The organism is Bacillus cereus group sp. MG9 (genome assembly GCF_040459995.1).
Classification (GTDB): domain Bacteria; phylum Bacillota; class Bacilli; order Bacillales; family Bacillaceae_G; genus Bacillus_A; species Bacillus_A mycoides.
In genome coordinates this window covers 4,088,369-4,107,433 of the sequence record NZ_JARVHC010000001.1, presented here as the reverse complement: position 1 = coordinate 4,107,433, position 19,065 = coordinate 4,088,369, and the positions used below count along the sequence as shown (strand labels likewise).

Sequence of the window (19,065 nt, the reverse complement as noted above, 5' to 3'; positions counted from 1 at the left end):
GTTGTTCTTTTTTGAGAACTGTTTGATTTAAAAATAATTGACAGTCATTTGTTTTTAATGTTAACTATATTTATAAATGAGTTAACATTAGGGGTGACAATTGTGGCTGTTAATAGTAACACGAGTGAAAAATCGTCTTATACATATGAAGAATTATCGAAGAAGAATAAAGATTACGTATGGCACCCATTTACACAAATGAAAGATTATTTAGAAGAAGATCCTGTCATTATTGAACGTGGAGAGGGAAGAAAGCTATACGATGTAAATGGAAATGAATATTGGGACGGTGTTTCGTCTATTTGGTTAAATGTTCATGGGCATCAAGTACCGGAACTAGATGAGGCAATTCGTGAGCAATTAAATAAAATTGCTCATTCTACTATGCTAGGACTTGCTAACGTTCCATCTATTTTATTAGCAGAAAAAATAATTGAAGTTGTACCAGAAGGTTTGAAGAAAGTATTCTATTCAGACTCTGGTTCTAGCGCCGTTGAAATTGCAATTAAGATGGCCTTTCAATATTGGCAGCATAAAGGAAAACCGAAAAAACAAAGATTTGTTACATTAAAAGAAGCATATCACGGTGATACGATAGGTGCTGTTTCAGTAGGAGCAATAGACTTGTTTCACCAAGTGTATAGTTCACTATTATTTGAGGCAATTAAAATGCCGTATCCATATACATATCGTTCTCCTTATGGAGATAATAAGGAACAAATTGTAAAGAAACATTTAGAAGAAATGGAAGAAATGCTACAAGAAAAACATGAAGAAGTAGCAGCTATTATTGTGGAGCCATTAATGCAAGGTGCTGGTGGGATGATTACAATGCCAAAAGGATACTTAAAAGGGCTTCGCGATTTATGTACAAAATACAATGTATTATTTATTACAGATGAGGTAGCGACTGGATTTGGGCGTACCGGGAAAATGTTTGCATGTGAACACGAGGATGTAACGCCAGACATTTTAACAGCCGGAAAAGGTTTAACAGGTGGTTATTTACCAGTGGCAATTACGGTAACGACAGATGAAATTTATAATGCCTTTTTAGGAGGCTATGAAGAACAAAAAACGTTTTTCCATGGTCATAGTTATACAGGGAATCCGTTAGGGTGTGCCGTAGCAATTGCAAATTTAGAACTATATGAAAAAACTAATTTAATAGAAGATGTTGCGTATAAAGCAGAATATGTAGCGGCACAATTAGAAGCTCTTAATGAATATAAGCACGTAGGAGATATTCGTCAGTGTGGGCTAATGGTTGGTATTGAACTTGTGAAGAATAAGGAAATGAAAGAATCGTTTGAATGGACTGAAAGAGTAGGCGTTCAAGTATGTAAACGTTCAAGAGAGCTGGGCATGATTTTGCGACCACTCGGTAATACGATTGTATTTATGCCTCCTCTTGCATCTACGGTGGCTGAGATTGATGAGATGTTACGCATTTTATATAAAGCAATCTCGGATGTTACGGAGGGAGAGTAATGAGTGGTTTCTTTATAACAGCAACGGATACAGAAGTTGGCAAAACGGTAGTGACAGGAGCATTGGCAGGTATATTTCGAGAGCGTGGACATAATGTTGGTGTATATAAACCGTTGCAAAGTGGACATGTTGCATTAAATCCTGAGGGTGATGCAGCAAGATTAAAAGCATTATCGGGTGTACCGACAAAAGAAGATAAAATTTGTCCTTATTCCATTGAAGAACCACTTGCTCCGAGACTTGCTATGAAAAGAGCTGGAAGGACGGTAATGTTAAAAGAAATTACTGCTCACTATAATGAACTACTAAAAGAGTTTAATAGCCTATTGGTAGAAGGAGCTGGTGGGCTTGCCGTCCCATATACAGAAGACGCTTTAGTGATTGATTTTGCAAAAGAATTACAGCTCCCTCTTATTGTAGTAGCGCGTCCGACACTAGGGACAGTTAATCATACTGTCTTAACAATTTCTTATGCAAAGGCACACGGTTTAACAGTAGCAGGTGTAATTTTGTCTGGTTGTAAAGAATGTGAAAAAGAAAGAGTGCAAGAAAACAAAGAAATGATTGAGGAGTTAAGTGGAGTACCTGTTTTAGGTTTATTACCATTCCTTGAAGGTGAGTTTACAAGGGAAGAATTATTGGAATCGGTAAAAGAACATATTATGATTTCAAAATTAGAGGAGCTCATCCAAAATGAATCAAATGTGGCGCACGCATCTTCAATCTAAAGTAGAACAATTAAAGGAGCAAGGGCAGTATCGTAATTTACATGTAACAGAGAAAGCGGAAGAGACATGGCTTATTCGAAATGAGAAAAGGATGCTAAATTTAGCATCAAATAATTATTTAGGGTTAGCTGGAGATGAAAGGTTGAAAGAAGCTGCTATTGCCTGCACAAGAAAATATGGAACTGGAGCGACAGCATCTCGTCTCGTTGTAGGAAATTATCCACTGTATGAAGAGGTTGAGAGAAGTATATGTGATTGGAAAGGTACTGAAAAAGCCTTAGTTGTAAATAGTGGATATACCGCAAATGTTGGAGTGATTTCTTCATTAGCCTGTCGTCACGATATTGTGTTTAGTGACAAATTAAATCACGCAAGCATCGTTGATGGGATTATATTAAGCGGAGCAGAGCATAAAAGGTATCGTCATAATGATTTAGATCATTTAGAGAAGCTGTTGCAAGTAGCACCGCCAAAAAAGAAAAAATTAATCGTAACAGATACTGTTTTTAGTATGGATGGTGATACTGCATATCTAAGAGATTTAGTGCAAATGAAAGAGAAATATGGAGCAATGATTATAGTCGATGAAGCACATGCGAGTGGAATATATGGAATTGATGGAGCAGGGTTGTCTCATATAGAAAAAGATATTGCTCAAAAAATTGATATACATATGGGGACGTTTAGCAAAGCTCTAGGGTGTTATGGTGCGTATTTGACAGGTGATGCAATGTATATAGAGTATTTACAAAATATGATGAGAAGCTTTATTTTTACAACAGCTTTACCACCAGGAACGTTAGGAGCAGTGCAAAAAGCAATTGAAATTGTGAAAGAAGATAATGAAAGAAGAGAGAGACTTATAGAGAATGGAGCATATTTTAGGACACATTTGCAAGAAGCTGGTTTTGATATTGGGAATAGCTCAACTCATATTGTACCGATTGTAGTCGGTTCAAATGAAGCAGCTTTACGGTTTAGTAGAAGGCTGCAAGAGGTAGGTATTGCAGCAATTGCAATTCGTCCACCAACGGTTCCAGTTAATAGTTCACGGGTCCGTTTTGCAGTTACGTCCCAACATACAATAGCTGATTTGAAATGGGCTATTCAGCATATTATACGCATTGGTAAAGAAGAGGGGTTATTCGTATGAAAGAGCTAAAGGTTATTTTTATTCCTGGATGGGGAATGGAAGAAGGTGTTTGGACTTTAGTTCTGCCGTATTTTAAAGGATATTCTGTTCAATGTATAGATTGGCGTAATGTGAAAGAACAAAGTGAATTTGCGGGGCGAATAATAGATGTAGCAAAAGATGAAAATGTAATTTTAGTTGGATGGTCACTAGGAGCGTTAGCAGCAGTTCAAGCTCATAAAAAGGTTAAGGCAAAAGGTATCGTACTAATTGGTGGTACCGCTAAATTTACCAATACAAGTGACTATACAAGTGGATGGAATTCCTTGCATGTAGAACGTATGAAAAAGAATTTAACGAGAAAAAAAGAAGATACTTTGAAGCGTTTCTATGAAAATATGTTTACAAAAAGTGAGCTGAGGGAGAATACGAGTTTTGAAGAGATTGCGCAGAAGTTTAAAGGAGACTCGATTCAGTCTTTACAATTAGGCTTAGATTATTTAATAGAAACAGATATGAGAAATGAAGTAATAGATATGAAAGCCCCGCTGTTACTCCTTCATGGAGAGCAGGATGTAATATGTCCATTGTCTGCAGCCCATAGTATGGCGAATAATACGAATGCCAATCTAAAAGTAGTAAGCGGTGCTGGGCATGCATTATGTGTAACGAATTTTGAATATTGCGCAAATGAAATTATTCAATTTGTAGAGGGGATACGACATGATCAACAAAACGTTACTGCAAAAACGGTTTAACGGGGCGGCTGTATCCTACGATCAATATGCAAATGTACAAAAAAAGATGGCGCATTCGTTACTTTCTACATTGAAGGAACGATATAGTGAAACATCATCGATACGTATTTTAGAACTTGGATGCGGGACAGGATATGTAACAGAGCAATTATCAAATTTATTTCCGAAAGCTCATATTACAGCTGTGGATTTTGCTGATGAGATGATTGCAGTCGCGAAAACTAGAAAAAGTTTGGGAAATGTGATGTTTCGATGTGAAGATATTGAACAATTAAAATTAGAAAATCCATATGATGTCATCATTTCAAATGCTACATTTCAATGGCTTAATGATTTAAAAGAGACAGTGAAAAATTTATTTAACTATTTGTCTGAAGAAGGAATATTATTATTTTCCACGTTTGGTAATACGACTTTTCAAGAATTGCATACGTCTTTTCAGCGTGCTAAGAAAGAAAAGGGGATACACAATTGTACTTCAATAGGACAACGATTCGTTTCGAAAGAACAGTTAGTGAATATATGCAAAAATCCATTAGGAAATGTACATGTTTCTGAAACGTGTTACATAGAAAGCTTTACAGAAGTTAGGAAGTTTCTACATTCTATTCGAAAAGTAGGGGCAACCAATAGTAATGAAGAGTCTTACTGTCAAAGCCCTTCACTCTTTCGTACGATGCTTCGTATATACGAAAGAGACTTCACGGGAAAAGAAGGGATAATGGCAACATATCATGCTTTATTTACGTATATAACAAAAGAGGGGAAGAGATGAAATGAAACAAGTACAAACAAAAAGGGATTGGAAAAAACTTGCATACGACGTAGTAGAAGAGAAAATGATTACGAAAGAAGATGCAATTGCAATATTAGAAGCTGATGATACAGAGGTTTTAGAAATTATGAATGCAGCTTACATCATTCGCCATCATCATTTTGGTAAGAAAGTAAAGTTGAACATGATTATAAATACGAAATCTGGATTATGTCCTGAAGATTGCGGGTATTGTTCACAGTCTATTATTTCAGAAGCACCGATTGATAAGTATGCATGGTTAACACAAGAGAAAATTGTTGAAGGAGCGCACGAAGCAATTCGTCGTAAAGCAGGTACATATTGTATTGTTGCATCTGGTCGTCGTCCGACGAATAAAGAAGTAAATCACGTTATTGGAGCAGTTAAGGAAATTCGTGAAACGACAGATTTAAAAATTTGCTGTTGTTTAGGATTTTTAAATGAAGATCAAGCAGGTCAGTTAGCAGAAGCTGGTGTGCATCGTTATAATCACAATTTAAATACGCATGCCAACAATTATGATAGCATTTGTTCAACGCATACGTATGACGATCGTGTTGATACAGTCCAAAAAGCGAAGCAAGCCGGTATTTCTCCATGCTCTGGAGCAATTTTCGGAATGGGAGAAACGATTGAACAGCGCGCTGAAATTGCATTTGAATTACAACGTTTAGATGCGGATTCTATTCCATGTAATTTCCTTGTTGCTGTAAAGGGTACTCCGCTTGAAGGACAAAAAGAATTAACACCTGTAGAATGTTTAAAAGTGTTGGCGATGATGCGTTTTGTAAATCCAACAAAAGAAATTCGTATTTCAGGTGGTCGAGAACTTAATTTACGTTCTGTACAGCCACTTGGTTTATTTGCAGCAAACTCTATCTTTGTCGGGGACTATTTAACAACAGCTGGACAAGAGCCGACTGCGGACTGGGGTATGATTGAAGATTTAGGATTTGAGATTGAAGAATGTGCGCTATAAGATAGATGAAAAGCAAACTCTTTAAAGGGGTTGCTTTTTTTTGTAAATAAAATGTAATAAAAGTCCATTAACGCTTGATAGTAGTCACTTTTGGACGAGAAAAATAATTTTGTAGACGAATTTTCCAAGCCCCAATTGTACATAGTAAATATGTAATTTATATTGGGTTGGAGGATTTTACATGCACAAATATATATTAGCGATTATGACTTGTCTAATTTTACTAAAAGCAATAAGTGCTGATCCAGTTAAGGCTGCCGAAAATCCTGAACAAAAAGAAATGCAACAACGAATTGAACAACATTTTCGAACGAAAGCTGAACATTTTGGATTGAAAACAGAAGGGAAAGATTTAAAGGAAGTGCGAAAAGAAATTACTATTATAGAAGAAGCGAAGAAAAGAGAGAATGTATGGAGAACAGCACAAACGCTTCGTATACAAACAGAAGGAAAAACAATGGATGAATTAATAAAAGATGTACGGAAAAAAGTAAAAAAATAAAAAAGAGGCCGCAGCCTCTTTTTTATTTTTTATGCCCATTGTTTTGATAAATGAGCCATTTCAATCGCAGCAACTGCCGATTCATATCCTTTATTACCAGCTTTTGTACCTGCACGTTCAATCGCTTGTTCAATTGTTTCTGTCGTTAATACACCGAAAATAACTGGAATGTCCGTTTGTAGTGATAAAGACGCAACACCTTTTGCTACTTCATTACAAACGTAATCGTAATGTGTTGTAGCACCGCGAATTACTGTACCTAATGTAATAACAGCATCATATTTTCCGCTATTGGCCATCTTTTTAGCGATTAAAGGAATTTCAAATGCACCAGGAACCCATGCAACATCAATATCATTCTCTTCTACACCGTGACGCTTTAATCCATCTAAAGCTCCGCCAAGTAACTTACTTGTAATAAACTCATTAAAACGTCCAACAACAACCCCAACTTTTAATCCTGTACCAACTAAATGACCTTCGAATACCATAATGTATCTCTCCCTTAATTATAAGTTTAGTAAATGTCCTAATTTGCTTGCTTTCGTTTGTAAATACGTTTTATTTTCTTCTTTTGTTGGCATTTGTAACGGTACACGCTCGGTTACTTCTAAATCGTAACCTTGTAAGCCAGCAATTTTTCGTGGATTATTCGTTAATAATCGTAAACTTTGTAAGCCTAAATCTTTTAAAATTTGAGCGCCAATACCGTAATCACGAAGATCAGCTGGGAACCCAAGTTTTTCATTTGCTTCTACAGTATCTAACCCTTCTTCTTGTAACTTATAAGCGCGAAGCTTATTCAGAAGGCCAATGCCTCGTCCTTCTTGTCTCATATAGAGAAGAACACCTTTTCCTTCACGCTCAATTTGAGCAAGTGCAGCATGTAGCTGTGGTCCGCAATCACAGCGGCACGAACCAAATACATCTCCTGTTAAGCATTCTGAATGAACGCGTACAAGTACAGGTTCGCCTGTTGAAATATCACCTTTTACGAGCGCGATATGTTCTTTCATATCTAATGAGTTAGAATAGCCAATTGCATGGAAAGTACCGAAATCTGTAGGTAATGTAATTTCCACTTCTCTTGTCACAAGTGTTTCGTGATGGCGGCGATAAGCAATTAAATCTTCTATTGTAATCATTTTTATATCAAATTGTTTTGCGCACTCTAGTAAATCAGGTACACGTGCCATCGTACCGTCCTCATTTATAATTTCGCAAATGACTCCAGCTGGTTCTGCTCCGCAAAGTTTGGCTAAATCGACAGCGGCTTCTGTATGACCAGCACGGCGCAGTACACCGCCTTCTTTCGCAATTAATGGAAAGATATGTCCAGGGCGATTGAAATCAGAGCCTTTTGATGCAGGGTTTAACAATTCTTGTATCGTAGTTGCACGTTCATGAGCACTAATCCCTGTTGTTGTAGAAACATGATCAATGCTCACTGTAAACGCAGTGTGATGTGAATCTGTATTATGAGATACCATTGGTTCTAACTGTAGACGTTCTGCGTACTCCTCCGTAATGGGTACACAAACGAGACCACGACCGTGTGTAATCATAAAATTAATCGTTTCTGGTGTAATGTACTCTGCTAAAGCAATAAAATCGCCTTCATTTTCTCGGTTTTCATCATCACATACGATAACAACTTTTCCTTGTTTTAAATCTTCTAGAGCTTCTTCAATACGATGAAACATTGTGCTTCCTCCTTATAGAAATCCGTTTTCTTGTAAAAAGCTTTCGGTCATTGAACCAGTTCTTTTTGCGGGCTTTGAGATAAAGCGTTCAATATATTTTCCAATCATGTCACACTCAATGTTTACGATGTCCCCGGCTTTTTTTTCTCCGATTATAGACTCGCTTACTGTGTGGGGGATGAGTGAAATTGTAATTGAAGATTCGTCTATATCAAATATTGTTAAGCTAGTGCCATCAACAGCAACGGATCCTTTATGCAAACAATAGCGTAGTAATTCATCAGAAATTGCTATTTTGTAATAGATGGCATTGTAATGTTGTTTTTTAGTTAAAATCGTGCCGATGCCATCGATATGTCCGGTGACGAAATGTCCACCGAATCGTCCGTTTGCAGCCATCGCCCGTTCTAAATTCACTTTGGCACTTGGCTTTAGCATACGAAGTGATGTTGCTTTCATTGTTTCAGGCATTGCGTCGACAGTGAATGAAGTAGTCGTAAAAGTAGTTACTGTTAAGCAAATGCCGTTAACTGCGATACTATCACCTAATTTGACATCCGATAAAATTTGCTTTGCGCTAATAGTTAGCTTCATTGCTTCACCACTTTGAGTCATGCTTGATATCGTTCCTAACTCTTCTACGATTCCTGTAAACATTCCGTCACCTCGCTTTTTAAGGTTGCAACAATTTTTATATCATTACCGATTTGTTTCATCTCTTGAATTGTTAAGGAAAGTGCATCTTGTAACTTCGAAAAACCAGCTCCGCCAAATAAGGTGGGTGCATCTTTTCCACCAATTAATTTCGAGCTTATATAGGTCACGATTTCATTAAAACTATTTGTTTTTAAGAAGTTTGCATGCACCGTTTGACCACCTTCAACGAACAGAGAAAGAATTTGTTTCTCACCGAGTAGGGATAGGACATCTTGTATTTCAATTTGCTGTGTTTTCATTTGGAATACAGCTATATTGTTAGATTCATAAGACGCTATTTTCTCTTTGTTTACATCCTTACCGACAATAATCCATGTCGGAGTTAAGCCATCTGTTATGACATGAGAAGATGGCGGCGTTCGTAAGTGGGTATCTAAAATAACGCGTATAGGATGTTTACCTCCGTTTGGAATTCGTGTTGTTAAGTGTGGATTATCAGTTAGAACTGTATTCACACCGACTAGAATAGCATCATGTATATGACGATATTGGTGAACGTCAGCGCGTGCTTCTTCGCCTGTAATCCACTTACTTTCACCGGTTATAGTTGCTGTTTTTCCATCTAAGCTCATTGCTGTTTTTATTGTTACAAAGGGACGTTTCGTTTTCATATAGTGAAAAAAGTATCGATTTAATAAAGTGGCTTCCGCCTCAAGAACACCAGTAGTTACCTCGATTCCAACTTCTTCCAATCTCCTTTTTCCATTTCCGGAAACGAGGGGATTGCAATCAAGAGTAGCAATTACAACACGCTGAACTCCTTTTTCAATGAGTAATTCACAGCAAGGGGGTGTTTTTCCAAAATGGCTACACGGTTCAAGTGTTACATAAACGGTAGCGTCTTTTGCTCTTTCACCAGCCATGTGAAGAGCATGAACTTCAGCATGTTCTTCACCGGCACGCATGTGGGCACCCATTCCAACAATTTCCCCATCTTTAACAACAACGGCACCAACCATAGGATTTGGGCTTGTTTGTCCCGATGTTCCTTGTGCTAACTGCAAGGCAATCCTCATATATTCTTGATCTGTCATTCTTTTCACCTCTCCTGAAAAAATCAAAAAACCCCAAGGATTTTATATCCTTGGGGTTTGGGAGACGTGATTTCTAGAAATATAGTTCGAATACGAAAGTATAGGAAAGAAACCTAACGATGACTGATATTTTGGCATAAGGAAAAAACCTAGCAAAATATCAAATTCTTTCAACGCTAGTCGTATCTTTTTATTTCAGTATAGAAACATAACTATACAAAATAAAACATATATAAAGATTCAAAATGAAACTTTAAAAATATGCATACTGAAATAAAAGTGTATTCGCTATATAAAATTACTAGAAAACATATCCTTCTCCCATCCAGACTATACTGTCGGCCCTAGAGTTTCACTAGATCCACCGTTTTCGCGTTGAAAACGGGTCACGGACTTAGAAGCTATCGCTTCATCACCGCCGGTTGGGAATTTCACCCGACCCCGAAGGATGTTGTTTGCTCACATTATAGCACAAAAAAGAAAAAAGCATAGTAAAAAATGTTCGAATGTGAAGAATTGTTTGAAAATATATGCCGATTTGAATGGGGAAGAAAGTAATAAAAATGTGGAAAGGGGAAGGGCTGTATAGGCTTTGATCAAAAGAAAAAACATACACAAATAAATGTGCATGCTCTTTAAATATTTATTCTGCCTCTGGTGCTCTAACAACAGACTCGAATTTTCCTTTATGCGAAGCATCGCAATAAGGCATATTTTTTGATAAACCACAACGACATAAAGAAAATGCTGGTTTTGCTGGGAATACATTCCCTTGTGAGTCAACTAATTCCACGTCCCCTGTAACGCGAAAAGAGCCATTATCATTCACTTTAATTTGTACTTTTGCCAACGTTATCCCTCCTTTCCAAACGCTTACTCTAATCATATAATTAGGGAGAGTACTTGACAATATAAAGTGAAACTTTAATCAGTGGGGGCATCCCCACTGATTATTAGTTGAACCAATCGGGCGTTTACGGGCAGTTAATCTCCCACCTTACTTCTTTGCCTAAGCTGAATTTTGAGGTGGGAGTCTTACTGCCCGTTAATGCGGGATAAAAAGAGCACTTTGTTTGAGAGAGAAGAGAGTGTTATAATAGTTTTTATAACTGACTAGAGTAAGGTGACGAAAGATGGATAAAAAATTACACACACTACAAAATATTGCAAATGAGCGCACATGGGCATCATTTTTGAATGATAATCATCCATATAGTTTACTTCATTGGTCAATCGCAGGTGTAGGACAAGAACCGAAAGATGTTTGGTTACTTCAAGATGAGGTAACTTTTCAAACGACGGAATTCCCAACGCTAGACGAGGCAGTAAAGTGGATTTCTGAAAATATGGAACAAGTTACAGACGTTTTAGCGCAGTAAAAAAACAGGCTTATGCAAGCCTGTTTTTTGTTTCTTTTACATATGTGTTTAAAAATTGATCGATGGCATCTTCGTACTCTTCTTTATTTTCATTATAAGAGCAAGCGTGTGCACCATGTTCTGCAATATAAAGCTGTTTATTATTTTCTTTCGCTTCATAAAGTGATTTCGTCATATCAGATAAAATATAGTCATCATCTTTACTATGAATAAAGAGAACCGGATTGTTAATATTTTTTATACAATCAATTGGTGAAACTTCACGAATTGTATAGCCATCACGAACTTTTAAAAAGGCATTTGCTAAAGGTAATAAAGGCCATTTTGGCAAATGAAACTCAACTTTCAAACGATGTTGTAACTGTCCATAAAAATCAGAGAAAGGACAATCAGCAATATAAAAATCAGCACCATCTTCTACAAGTCCTGCATATTGAAGAAGAGTTGCAGCGCCCATAGATTCACCATGAATTCCGAGTGTAATATTCGTTCCGAAACGATCTTTTAGCCAGTCAACTACTGACTTTAAATCATGTTTTTCATAATAGCCATAACTTGTTGTTTTACCACCGGTTTTACCATGACGGCGATGATCATAAATAAATACGTTATATCCTCTATTTAAAAATAAGTTTGCATATTTAACGGAATTCATTTTATTTACAGTCACACCGTGGCAAAAAATCATAAATTTATTGGAATGACCAGCTGGCATGTAATATCCGTGAAGTTCGTATCCGAATTGAGAAGGGATGTGAACCTCTTCTTTTTGAATAGCCTTAAAATCGTCCAAATGAAAATGCTTTTTCGTTTCGCGTTCTAAAACTTCTTCCTCTGTTTTTTTCTTCAAGTACATAACTTTATTTGTAAAGAAAATCCCAATCGCAGTTAGTGCACCTAGTATAGTAAACAATGCTGTAAAAAAACGTTTCATACTTTACCTCATCCTCCAAATACCTCTACATGTGATACACTAACATTGTATCACAATGATGTGAAAAGGGGAGAAATCGTGTATGGTTCATATACAAAAAATCACACCAGAAATGAAAGAAGCAATTCAGGATTTTATGTGTGAAAACTGGGGAAGCTCAATGATGGTCTCGCGAGGCAGAGTACATCAATTAGAAGAATTACCTGGTTTTATTGCCCTTAGAAATAACAGAATAGTGGGAATTGTAACATATAAAGTGATAGAAAACATGTGTGAAATTGTATCGTTAAATAGTTTTGAGGAAGGGAAGGGGATTGGTACAAAACTGGTGGATTGTGTGTTGCAAGTGGCAAAAGAGAACGAATGTAAAAAAGTGTGGCTTATTACGACGAATGATAATATGAACGCACTTCGTTTTTATCAAAAACGTAACTTCATGATGACGAACTTGTATATTGATGCGGTAAAGGAAGCACGAAAAATAAAGAAAGAAATTCCGTTTATTGGTTATGATAATATCGCGATTTCACATGAAATTCAGCTGGAGTATATTTTCTGAGTAGAGTGGAAATTGTGTAACAATTTTCAGAAATATAAAACAATAACCTTGACGAATGTTATATTTTGGTTTAATTTAAAATTGTAATCTATTACCATATTAAGGGGTGACGATGTGGCAACTATACGTGATGTTGCAAAATTGGCCGGTGTTTCAGTCGCAACCGTTTCAAGAGTCATTAACGAAAAAGGATATGTCCATGAAGATACGGTGAAACAAGTAAAAAAAGCAATTGAAGAATTACATTATAGACCGAATGCTACAGCAAAGCCTTTATTTAAACAGCCTTCAACGGTGATTGCATTACTTGTACATAATTTGCATAATCCATCATACATCACTTTGCTCCGTTTCGTTGAGGAAATAGCATACAAAGAAGGGTATCAAGTAATAGTTTGTAATATAGAAAATAAGAATAGATACATAGATATGTTGGAACAAAATAACATTGCAGGCGTTATAATGACGAAATCTGTTTTTCGAAGTATAGGAGAAATCTCACTTCCTTTCGCTGTGCTTGAAGAACGACAATCTCTTATGAGCTATTATGAAAGTGGACAGAAAGCTGTTTCTTTATTAAAAGAGAAAGGCTGCCAGTTTCTTGCTTATATCGGTGAGGGAGTAGAGAGTGAAGAAATGGAAGAGCATGTGGCAGGATTTCTAGATACTGCTTGGAAAGAAGGACTTTCTTATCGAGAGGAAATTGTACAAGGGTATACGAATCAACAGTTTCTTGAATTGTTACAAAAGCATCCATACATAGATGGGGTTGTAGCTTCAAGTGATAAGGTCGCTATTGAGCTAATCAGGGCGGCGAAAACTCTTAATATTCATATACCAGGTAAGTTACAAATCATTGGATTTAACGGGAGTGTAGAGGGTGAATGGATAAGTCCATCATTAACGACGATTGGAAGTTATATCGAAGAAAATGGGGAAATAGCTTTTCAACAGTTAATAGGAAAAATAAAGAAGAAACAAGTGCGACAAGAAGAAGTGGAAACAGAATTTAGGTGCATTGAGAGAGAAACAACAAAGTAAAAGGTGCGTTTTTAAAACGCACCTTTTATAGTGTAATTGCGGCAATAAAGCCGAATATAAGTAACGGTATATTATAGTGTAGAAATGTTGGGACACATGTATCCCATATATGATGGTGCTGACCATCAGCATTTAAACCGGACGTTGGTCCAAGTGTACTATCAGATGCTGGAGAACCTGCATCACCAAGTGCACCAGCTGTACCGATAATTGCGATTGTAGCCATGGGACTAAATCCGAGCTGGACGCATAATGGTACGAAAATTGTTGTTAAGATTGGGATGGTTGAAAAGGAAGAGCCAATTCCCATCGTAACGAGAAGTCCAATAATGAGCATAAGAAATGCAGCAAGCGGTTTATTATTTCCGATTATATGTGCACTCGTTTGCACAAGAGATTCAACATGTCCAGTTTTTCGAAGAACAGCGCCAAATCCAGCGGCAGAAATCATAACAAATCCGATAAAGGACATCATACGCATTCCACTCGTTAAAATAGCATCGGCTTCTTTAAGAGGGAGGCTACCGCTAACTGATAAGACGATAATACCTGCTAAAGCACCAAAAATCATTGATTCTGTTGCTAATTGCACAGTTAATGTAGCGAGTATTGATAATAAACCCAAAGTAATGCTTCTTTTCGTATAGGGAACGATTTCATTCTGTGCAGAATGAATTTGTTCTGTTTCATATGTACGTGGTTTTCGGTATGTAATGAAAACCGCTACACATAATCCGATAATCATACCGATTGCTGGAATAGTCATCGCTTTTGGAATAAGTGCGACATCAAATGTAAGACCGCTTTGCGCAGCATTTGTTTGCAATACGTCATGATAAATTTTTCCGAACCCTGCTGGAACCCACATGTAAGGGGTAATTAACCCAAATGTAATAAGACATGTTACAAGCCTACGATCCACCCTCAGCTCATTTAATACTTTTAAAAGTGCTGGAATTAAGATTGGGATGAAGGCGATATGAACAGGGATAATATTTTGTGAGAAACAAGCCATTGTTAAAATGATAAATAATATAAGTATTTTAGAATAGACTTGTTTTTTCGTGTCTTGTTCGTTGCCGATCCATTTTAAAGCTGATTGGATCATTGCATCAGGAAGTCCTGTTTTTGAAAGGGAAATAGCAAATCCACCGAGCATTGCGTAGCTTAATGCGATAGGAGCACTGTTCCCAAGACCGGCTGTAAAAGTACTGATTGTTTCTGAAATACCGAGTCCGCCGATAAGTCCGCCTGTTAAAGCTCCAACGATAATGGCGACAATGACTTGGACACGTAACAAACTAAGCAGTAGCATGACTGCTACTGCGATGAGTACAGCGTTCATAATAAATGTAATCTCCCTAATTTTTATTCTGTTAAGGCAAGCAAGTGTTTGTAGTGACATATACTTGCGACATATCATTATAAAATGTTTTCTATGAAATGTAAAAGCGCCTTTTGTTATTAATGTTGAAAAGATAGTTCTTGTTTAATTGATTGTAAAGATTTAGCGAATAACTCAGGCTCTTCTAAATCTGGAGAATGTGCCGAGTTTGGAAACCAAATCATCTTTTTAATAGGAGCTTGAATGATATCGCAATATTGTTGAACGAGTGCATAAGGAGTTTGATAATCATAGCGACCAGAACAAAAATAAACAGGAATAGATAAACTTGAAATAGATGAAAAGAAATCGATTGTCAGCATCTCTTCCCATAAAACTCCGGATTTTAAATTTCCTGCGAGAAATTTGAACCAATCTAATAGCGTATATTCAGGAGAAAAGAAGCCTTTTCGTATGAAAGAAAAGGAAGATCCATTTTGGATTGCTCCTCCAAATGTACCAAGCCACTTTCTTTGAATAATGAGGCGTCTCGTATCTAAAAAGGGTGGTTTCCCTAATTTTAAAAGAGAAGCTAATGCCTTTTTATGGTCATGTTTTTTGGCAGAGCTAATTAAATGTTGATATAGTAATTCTTCATTTTGCTTCATATGTACGATTTGACCGATGCCGATGTATGCTTCTATATATTCGGGACATTGATTAGCGATTTGTAGTCCGATAATACTTCCCCAAGAATGACCAGCGAGAAATAGTTTTTGCTTATTAAAGCGTTTGAGAAGATATTGAATAACCTTTTTTGCATCTGAAAAAAATTGATCAATCGTAAGATTTGTTTGGATGTCCCGCCATAAAAAGGATTTACCTGCCCCTCGCTGATCCCAATTAATAACGATAAAGTGCTTTTCTAACTCTTTTTGAAAATGGCGAATAAAGCCGATTTGTGCCATACCAGGGCCGCCGTGACAGCATAATAAAATAGGCTGGTCCACGTTTTGGCCGCGTATAAGGAGAGATTGTTTCCGGTCATTAATCATAACGCTTTCTATCGTAGCGATACTGTTAGGGATTAGTTGCTTCTTTTCGTTGTAAAACTGAGGGGTATGGCTACGAAAAAGCATATGTAAACCTCCTTTTCTTAAATGGTATGAATCGCACAGGCTCTTTCTTTTGCATATACTACTAGAAAATCATTGTATCATAACATACTGGTTTGATTTCAAGTTTAGGCGATTAAGAGAGGAGGGAGAATATGACGATTGGAGAAATTATTGATTCTTTAAATAGACGCGAATCAATCGCTATTATAGCGAAACGGCTTGAAATGAGCCCATATACATTATCAAAGAAATTAAGGGTGATTGGATATGAATATGATGGAGAGCAGAAAAAACGTATCTTTATAGGTGATGGTGAAGAGCCACGTCATTTGCAAATACAAGAAGCTACTGCCCTTCAATATGCAAAAACAGACTATCAATTACTAATTTATGAACAATTACAAAGCATTTATGAATTGCTAAGAAAAAGAGAAGAAGTAAGTGTTCAAATTATAAGTAAGAGCACAGAGAAAAAGAAACGAACCTTTTCGATTAATATAGAAGTATTAGCAAGACTAGATGTTATATCGGAATCAAAAGGGATTCAAAAGTCTAAAATTGTAGAAGAAGCACTACAGGAATTTTTGCAACGGTATGATGTTAATCATGAAACGTATCCAGAGAAATAAAAGAAAGGATACTATGTTCCATATAAGAGCGTGTATCCTTTCTTTTATTTCATTTTTTGTTTTGTTTCGAAAAGTAATATAGGAACCAAACGGCATGATTTTGTTCATCAGCTGCTGCGCGCCGAAATGTTTCTTTCACTTGTTGATTTGTCGTTTCGTCAGCAATTTCTAAGTGAAAATCAACTGTTCGTTGCTCATCTTGCCGAATTTCAAGGATTTGAGTTCGTTCATTTATGTCTGGAGATAAAGTAGCTAATCTAGCATAAAAATGAATGGCGCTATATTCTCCATTAATTGCTTTCTCAATACTACGAATGTGTTTGTCGATACAATGTATCGTCATTGTTTGATAGAAATACATACAAATCTTCCCATTATAGTTTTCTATATACTACGAAGAAACAAGGGGCTATGTGCGTATCCTTTACTGCACTAGAAGAATGACAATACGTATGACTCTAAAAGAAGAAGCTCCTTGCATATAAAAGGAGCTTCTTCTTTCGAGTGTCACGCACTAGTTTGAATAGTATTTAATTGTTTTTTTGAATACGTCCATCAATAATCGGCTGAATTGGTTCTTTCACTTGTTTTACATAATCGACTAATGCTTCAAAATCGTTTGGACCAGTTTCAGCATTTTTTCCATTTTTAAAGGATACGAATCCATCACCGCCAGAAGCTAGGAAAGCATTTGCAACTACGCTATACGTTTTAGAGGGAACTAATTCTTCCCCATTTGTTAAACGGATATTCGTAACCTTTTCGTTATTTGGTTTGTTTGCATCCCAAGTGTATTGAATACCTGAAATTTGAAGCATTCTCGTTGCTCCTTTTTGCCATTGTTGATTTAATATATCACGAATATCTTGACCTGTTAGATCTACTTTAATTAATTGGTTTCCGAAAGGCTGAATGCCGTATAATTCGCCCCATGTAATATCTCCAGCGTCTAGATCATTACGAATTCCACCAGGATTCATAAGAGCGATTTGTGTTTGCATTATTTGGCGCTGTGCATCGGCAATTAAATTTCCAAGAGTAGACTCACCAGCATCGTTTTGTTTACGGTCGATAGGTGCTGTAGATTTTCCGACAACTTCATTTACAAGCGGTGCAATTTTTTCTTTATATTGATTTAACTTTTGTTGTACTTGTTTATCAGGCTCTACACCTTCATGATATGTTGTAATAACTTCAGCTTTTTTCTTTACAATATCTTTTGTTTTACGATCAATTGTTACATCTACATCTGAGAAAGCCGTTCCGTAAGAGTTCGCTTGGACGATAAGTTTATTATTAACTGTACCATTTACATACGTATGACTATGTCCACCAAAAATAACATCGACTTCTGGATCTGTTTCATTTGCAATTCGAGTGAGGTCTCCATTTGTTACACCAGACTCATCAGTTGTTCCGCCGACATGTGCAAGGACTACGATAGATTTAACGCCGAGACGCTTTAATTGTTGTGTGGATTTATTAATAGCCTCTACTTCATCAGTGATTTCTACATTTTTAAGCATAGTAGGCATAACGACATTTGGTGTATCCGTTGTAACAACTCCAATGAACCCTACAGGAACTCCGTCAACCATTTTTACAGTGAATGGTGGTAAAAATAAGCGGCCAGTTGATTTATTATAGAAGTTTGCAGCGACATAAGGGAAGTTTGCTCCTTTGAAATTCCCTGTTTTTTCGTGATATCCACCGTAAATGAGGCGTTTCATTTCATCGATACCTTCATCAAATTCATGGTTTCCGATTGTACCAACATCAAACTTTAAGTCATTTAAAAATTCAATTGTTGGTTCGTCTTGTAATAATGCGGAAACTGGTGGGCTGGCTCCGACAATATCACCGGCATGTACGAGAAGTGTATTAGGGTTTTGTTTTTTGCGTTCTTTTAAATAAGTAGCTAAATAATCAGCGCCACCAGCTTCTTTATTGTTAACTTTTTTTACAGTATCTAGTTGACCATGTAAATCATTAATACCAAGCATTTGTACGTCTATGTATCGGTTTTGTTCGGCAGGAGTCTGAGATGGAGGAGCGGCGAATACGCTTGAAAAAGTAATAGTACTTAAAACAGCAACAGCAGGAATAATTTTTTTCCACATAATTAATTTCTCCTTTTTTTATAATCTGACATCATACGACATAATTTTAATAGATTACTAGGATTATATCTATATAAAAATTTAGTTTTTTCGAAAAATTAACATATTTACAAAAGATAAA

21 protein-coding genes and 1 riboswitch are annotated in these 19,065 nt (G+C 36.6%); of the genes, 11 read left to right on the top strand and 10 right to left on the bottom strand.

Translation table 11 applies throughout. The features are described 5' to 3' along the window. Positions 1 to 57 precede the first annotated feature (57 nt). The 7 genes from bioA to QCI77_RS20975 all read left to right on the top strand — a co-directional run bounded on the left by bioA (position 58) and on the right by QCI77_RS20975 (position 6,386). Complete coding sequence (gene bioA, locus QCI77_RS21005) at positions 58 to 1,491, top strand: adenosylmethionine--8-amino-7-oxononanoate transaminase (RefSeq protein WP_353825431.1); 1,434 nt, start codon at positions 58 to 60, stop codon at positions 1,489 to 1,491. After that, positions 1,491 to 2,219, top strand: coding sequence for a dethiobiotin synthase (gene bioD / locus QCI77_RS21000; protein WP_353825430.1), 729 nt, complete (start codon positions 1,491 to 1,493; stop codon positions 2,217 to 2,219). Before bioA ends, bioD begins: the two co-directional genes overlap by 1 nt. After that, a complete protein-coding gene (bioF, locus tag QCI77_RS20995; RefSeq protein ID WP_353825429.1) occupies positions 2,185 to 3,372 on the top strand; it encodes an 8-amino-7-oxononanoate synthase in 1,188 nt (395 codons plus the stop codon). Before bioD ends, bioF begins: the two co-directional genes overlap by 35 nt. After that, positions 3,369 to 4,109, top strand: coding sequence for an alpha/beta fold hydrolase (locus QCI77_RS20990; RefSeq protein WP_353825428.1), 741 nt, complete (start codon positions 3,369 to 3,371; stop codon positions 4,107 to 4,109). Before bioF ends, QCI77_RS20990 begins: the two co-directional genes overlap by 4 nt. Then, a complete protein-coding gene (gene bioC, locus QCI77_RS20985) occupies positions 4,075 to 4,884 on the top strand; it encodes a malonyl-ACP O-methyltransferase BioC (protein ID WP_353825427.1) in 810 nt (269 codons plus the stop codon). Before QCI77_RS20990 ends, bioC begins: the two co-directional genes overlap by 35 nt. Position 4,885: 1 nt before the next feature. Next, a complete protein-coding gene (gene bioB, locus QCI77_RS20980) occupies positions 4,886 to 5,884 on the top strand; it encodes a biotin synthase (protein WP_002014986.1) in 999 nt (332 codons plus the stop codon). Positions 5,885 to 6,065: 181 nt separating this feature from the next. Further along, positions 6,066 to 6,386: a hypothetical protein gene (locus QCI77_RS20975; protein ID WP_000549778.1), complete on the top strand. Its 321-nt coding sequence runs from the start codon at positions 6,066 to 6,068 to the stop codon at positions 6,384 to 6,386. A 29-nt stretch (positions 6,387 to 6,415) separates the two neighbouring features. On the opposite strand, the gene ribH is transcribed toward QCI77_RS20975, so the two are convergent. The 5 genes from ribH to QCI77_RS20950 form a co-directional block, all read right to left on the bottom strand. Then, the gene (gene ribH / locus QCI77_RS20970; protein WP_000230892.1) at positions 6,416 to 6,877 is read right to left on the bottom strand and encodes a 6,7-dimethyl-8-ribityllumazine synthase; all 462 of its coding nucleotides are present in this window, start codon (positions 6,875 to 6,877) and stop codon (positions 6,416 to 6,418) included. Between the two features lie 18 nt (positions 6,878 to 6,895). Then, positions 6,896 to 8,089: a bifunctional 3,4-dihydroxy-2-butanone 4-phosphate synthase/GTP cyclohydrolase II gene (gene ribBA, locus QCI77_RS20965; RefSeq protein ID WP_002033864.1), complete on the bottom strand. Its 1,194-nt coding sequence runs from the start codon at positions 8,087 to 8,089 to the stop codon at positions 6,896 to 6,898. A gap of 12 nt (positions 8,090 to 8,101) precedes the next feature. Further along, entirely contained in the window at positions 8,102 to 8,746 is a 645-nt protein-coding gene (gene ribE / locus QCI77_RS20960) for a riboflavin synthase (RefSeq protein WP_002088492.1), read from the bottom strand. After that, positions 8,728 to 9,840 carry a bifunctional diaminohydroxyphosphoribosylaminopyrimidine deaminase/5-amino-6-(5-phosphoribosylamino)uracil reductase RibD gene (gene ribD, locus QCI77_RS20955; RefSeq protein WP_353825426.1) on the bottom strand — a complete coding sequence of 371 codons (1,113 nt, stop codon included), beginning with the start codon at positions 9,838 to 9,840 and terminating at the stop codon, positions 8,728 to 8,730. The genes ribE and ribD overlap by 19 nt, the downstream gene beginning before the upstream one ends. 309 nt (positions 9,841 to 10,149) lie before the next feature. Further along, positions 10,150 to 10,293, bottom strand: a riboswitch (FMN riboswitch). Positions 10,294 to 10,483: 190 nt separating this feature from the next. After that, a complete protein-coding gene (locus tag QCI77_RS20950) occupies positions 10,484 to 10,690 on the bottom strand; it encodes a CDGSH iron-sulfur domain-containing protein (protein ID WP_001151582.1) in 207 nt (68 codons plus the stop codon). A gap of 283 nt (positions 10,691 to 10,973) precedes the next feature. On the opposite strand from QCI77_RS20950, the gene QCI77_RS20945 reads away from it, so the two are divergent. Further along, a complete protein-coding gene (locus QCI77_RS20945) occupies positions 10,974 to 11,219 on the top strand; it encodes a DUF2552 family protein (protein ID WP_002014992.1) in 246 nt (81 codons plus the stop codon). A gap of 10 nt (positions 11,220 to 11,229) precedes the next feature. Here the strand turns inward: QCI77_RS20945 and QCI77_RS20940 are convergent, their stop codons facing one another. Next, positions 11,230 to 12,153: an alpha/beta hydrolase gene (locus QCI77_RS20940; protein WP_002014993.1), complete on the bottom strand. Its 924-nt coding sequence runs from the start codon at positions 12,151 to 12,153 to the stop codon at positions 11,230 to 11,232. A gap of 82 nt (positions 12,154 to 12,235) precedes the next feature. Between QCI77_RS20940 and QCI77_RS20935 the strand changes: the two genes are divergently transcribed. Together QCI77_RS20935 and QCI77_RS20930 are read left to right on the top strand one after the other, a co-directional pair. Then, positions 12,236 to 12,712 (top strand): GNAT family N-acetyltransferase, encoded by a 477-nt coding sequence (locus QCI77_RS20935; protein WP_353825425.1) that lies wholly within the window; start codon positions 12,236 to 12,238, stop codon positions 12,710 to 12,712. Positions 12,713 to 12,826: 114 nt separating this feature from the next. Beyond that, positions 12,827 to 13,753: a LacI family DNA-binding transcriptional regulator gene (locus QCI77_RS20930; RefSeq protein ID WP_353825424.1), complete on the top strand. Its 927-nt coding sequence runs from the start codon at positions 12,827 to 12,829 to the stop codon at positions 13,751 to 13,753. Positions 13,754 to 13,778: 25 nt separating this feature from the next. On the opposite strand, the gene QCI77_RS20925 is transcribed toward QCI77_RS20930, so the two are convergent. Both QCI77_RS20925 and QCI77_RS20920 read right to left on the bottom strand, forming a co-directional pair. After that, complete coding sequence (locus tag QCI77_RS20925; protein WP_002014950.1) at positions 13,779 to 15,098, bottom strand: Na+/H+ antiporter family protein; 1,320 nt, start codon at positions 15,096 to 15,098, stop codon at positions 13,779 to 13,781. 119 nt (positions 15,099 to 15,217) lie between these two features. After that, positions 15,218 to 16,216, bottom strand: coding sequence for an alpha/beta fold hydrolase (locus QCI77_RS20920; RefSeq protein ID WP_002143051.1), 999 nt, complete (start codon positions 16,214 to 16,216; stop codon positions 15,218 to 15,220). Positions 16,217 to 16,347: 131 nt separating this feature from the next. Between QCI77_RS20920 and QCI77_RS20915 the strand changes: the two genes are divergently transcribed. After that, positions 16,348 to 16,824, top strand: coding sequence for a ribbon-helix-helix domain-containing protein (locus QCI77_RS20915; RefSeq protein ID WP_002014948.1), 477 nt, complete (start codon positions 16,348 to 16,350; stop codon positions 16,822 to 16,824). A 49-nt stretch (positions 16,825 to 16,873) separates the two neighbouring features. Here QCI77_RS20915 and QCI77_RS20910 read toward each other — a convergent pair whose 3' ends face one another. Beyond that, positions 16,874 to 17,185 carry a ferritin-like domain-containing protein gene (locus tag QCI77_RS20910; RefSeq protein WP_353825423.1) on the bottom strand — a complete coding sequence of 104 codons (312 nt, stop codon included), beginning with the start codon at positions 17,183 to 17,185 and terminating at the stop codon, positions 16,874 to 16,876. Positions 17,186 to 17,354: 169 nt separating this feature from the next. Then, on the bottom strand, positions 17,355 to 18,944 hold the full coding sequence (locus tag QCI77_RS20905; RefSeq protein ID WP_353825422.1) for a bifunctional metallophosphatase/5'-nucleotidase: 1,590 nt from the start codon (positions 18,942 to 18,944) through the stop codon (positions 17,355 to 17,357). Between the last annotated feature and the right edge of the window lie 121 nt (positions 18,945 to 19,065).

Bases quoted from the DNA above. Each gene is read 5' to 3' on its own strand.
- ribBA (WP_002033864.1), bottom strand. From the start codon at position 8,089: ATGTTTCATCGTATTGAAGAAGCTCTAGAAGATTTAAAACAAGGAAAA.
- ribE (WP_002088492.1), bottom strand. From the start codon at position 8,746: ATGTTTACAGGAATCGTAGAAGAGTTAGGAACGATATCAAGCATGACT.
- bioF (WP_353825429.1), top strand. From the start codon at position 2,185: ATGAATCAAATGTGGCGCACGCATCTTCAATCTAAAGTAGAACAATTA.
- bioB (WP_002014986.1), top strand. From the start codon at position 4,886: ATGAAACAAGTACAAACAAAAAGGGATTGGAAAAAACTTGCATACGAC.
- ribH (WP_000230892.1), bottom strand. From the start codon at position 6,877: ATGGTATTCGAAGGTCATTTAGTTGGTACAGGATTAAAAGTTGGGGTT.
- bioC (WP_353825427.1), top strand. From the start codon at position 4,075: ATGATCAACAAAACGTTACTGCAAAAACGGTTTAACGGGGCGGCTGTA.
- QCI77_RS20945 (WP_002014992.1), top strand. From the start codon at position 10,974: ATGGATAAAAAATTACACACACTACAAAATATTGCAAATGAGCGCACA.
- bioA (WP_353825431.1), top strand. From the start codon at position 58: ATGTTAACTATATTTATAAATGAGTTAACATTAGGGGTGACAATTGTG.
- QCI77_RS20990 (WP_353825428.1), top strand. From the start codon at position 3,369: ATGAAAGAGCTAAAGGTTATTTTTATTCCTGGATGGGGAATGGAAGAA.
- QCI77_RS20940 (WP_002014993.1), bottom strand. From the start codon at position 12,153: ATGAAACGTTTTTTTACAGCATTGTTTACTATACTAGGTGCACTAACT.
- bioD (WP_353825430.1), top strand. From the start codon at position 1,491: ATGAGTGGTTTCTTTATAACAGCAACGGATACAGAAGTTGGCAAAACG.
- QCI77_RS20920 (WP_002143051.1), bottom strand. From the start codon at position 16,216: ATGCTTTTTCGTAGCCATACCCCTCAGTTTTACAACGAAAAGAAGCAA.
- QCI77_RS20975 (WP_000549778.1), top strand. From the start codon at position 6,066: ATGCACAAATATATATTAGCGATTATGACTTGTCTAATTTTACTAAAA.
- QCI77_RS20935 (WP_353825425.1), top strand. From the start codon at position 12,236: ATGGTTCATATACAAAAAATCACACCAGAAATGAAAGAAGCAATTCAG.
- QCI77_RS20910 (WP_353825423.1), bottom strand. From the start codon at position 17,185: ATGTATTTCTATCAAACAATGACGATACATTGTATCGACAAACACATT.
- QCI77_RS20925 (WP_002014950.1), bottom strand. From the start codon at position 15,098: ATGAACGCTGTACTCATCGCAGTAGCAGTCATGCTACTGCTTAGTTTG.
- QCI77_RS20915 (WP_002014948.1), top strand. From the start codon at position 16,348: ATGACGATTGGAGAAATTATTGATTCTTTAAATAGACGCGAATCAATC.
- QCI77_RS20905 (WP_353825422.1), bottom strand. From the start codon at position 18,944: ATGTGGAAAAAAATTATTCCTGCTGTTGCTGTTTTAAGTACTATTACT.
- ribD (WP_353825426.1), bottom strand. From the start codon at position 9,840: ATGACAGATCAAGAATATATGAGGATTGCCTTGCAGTTAGCACAAGGA.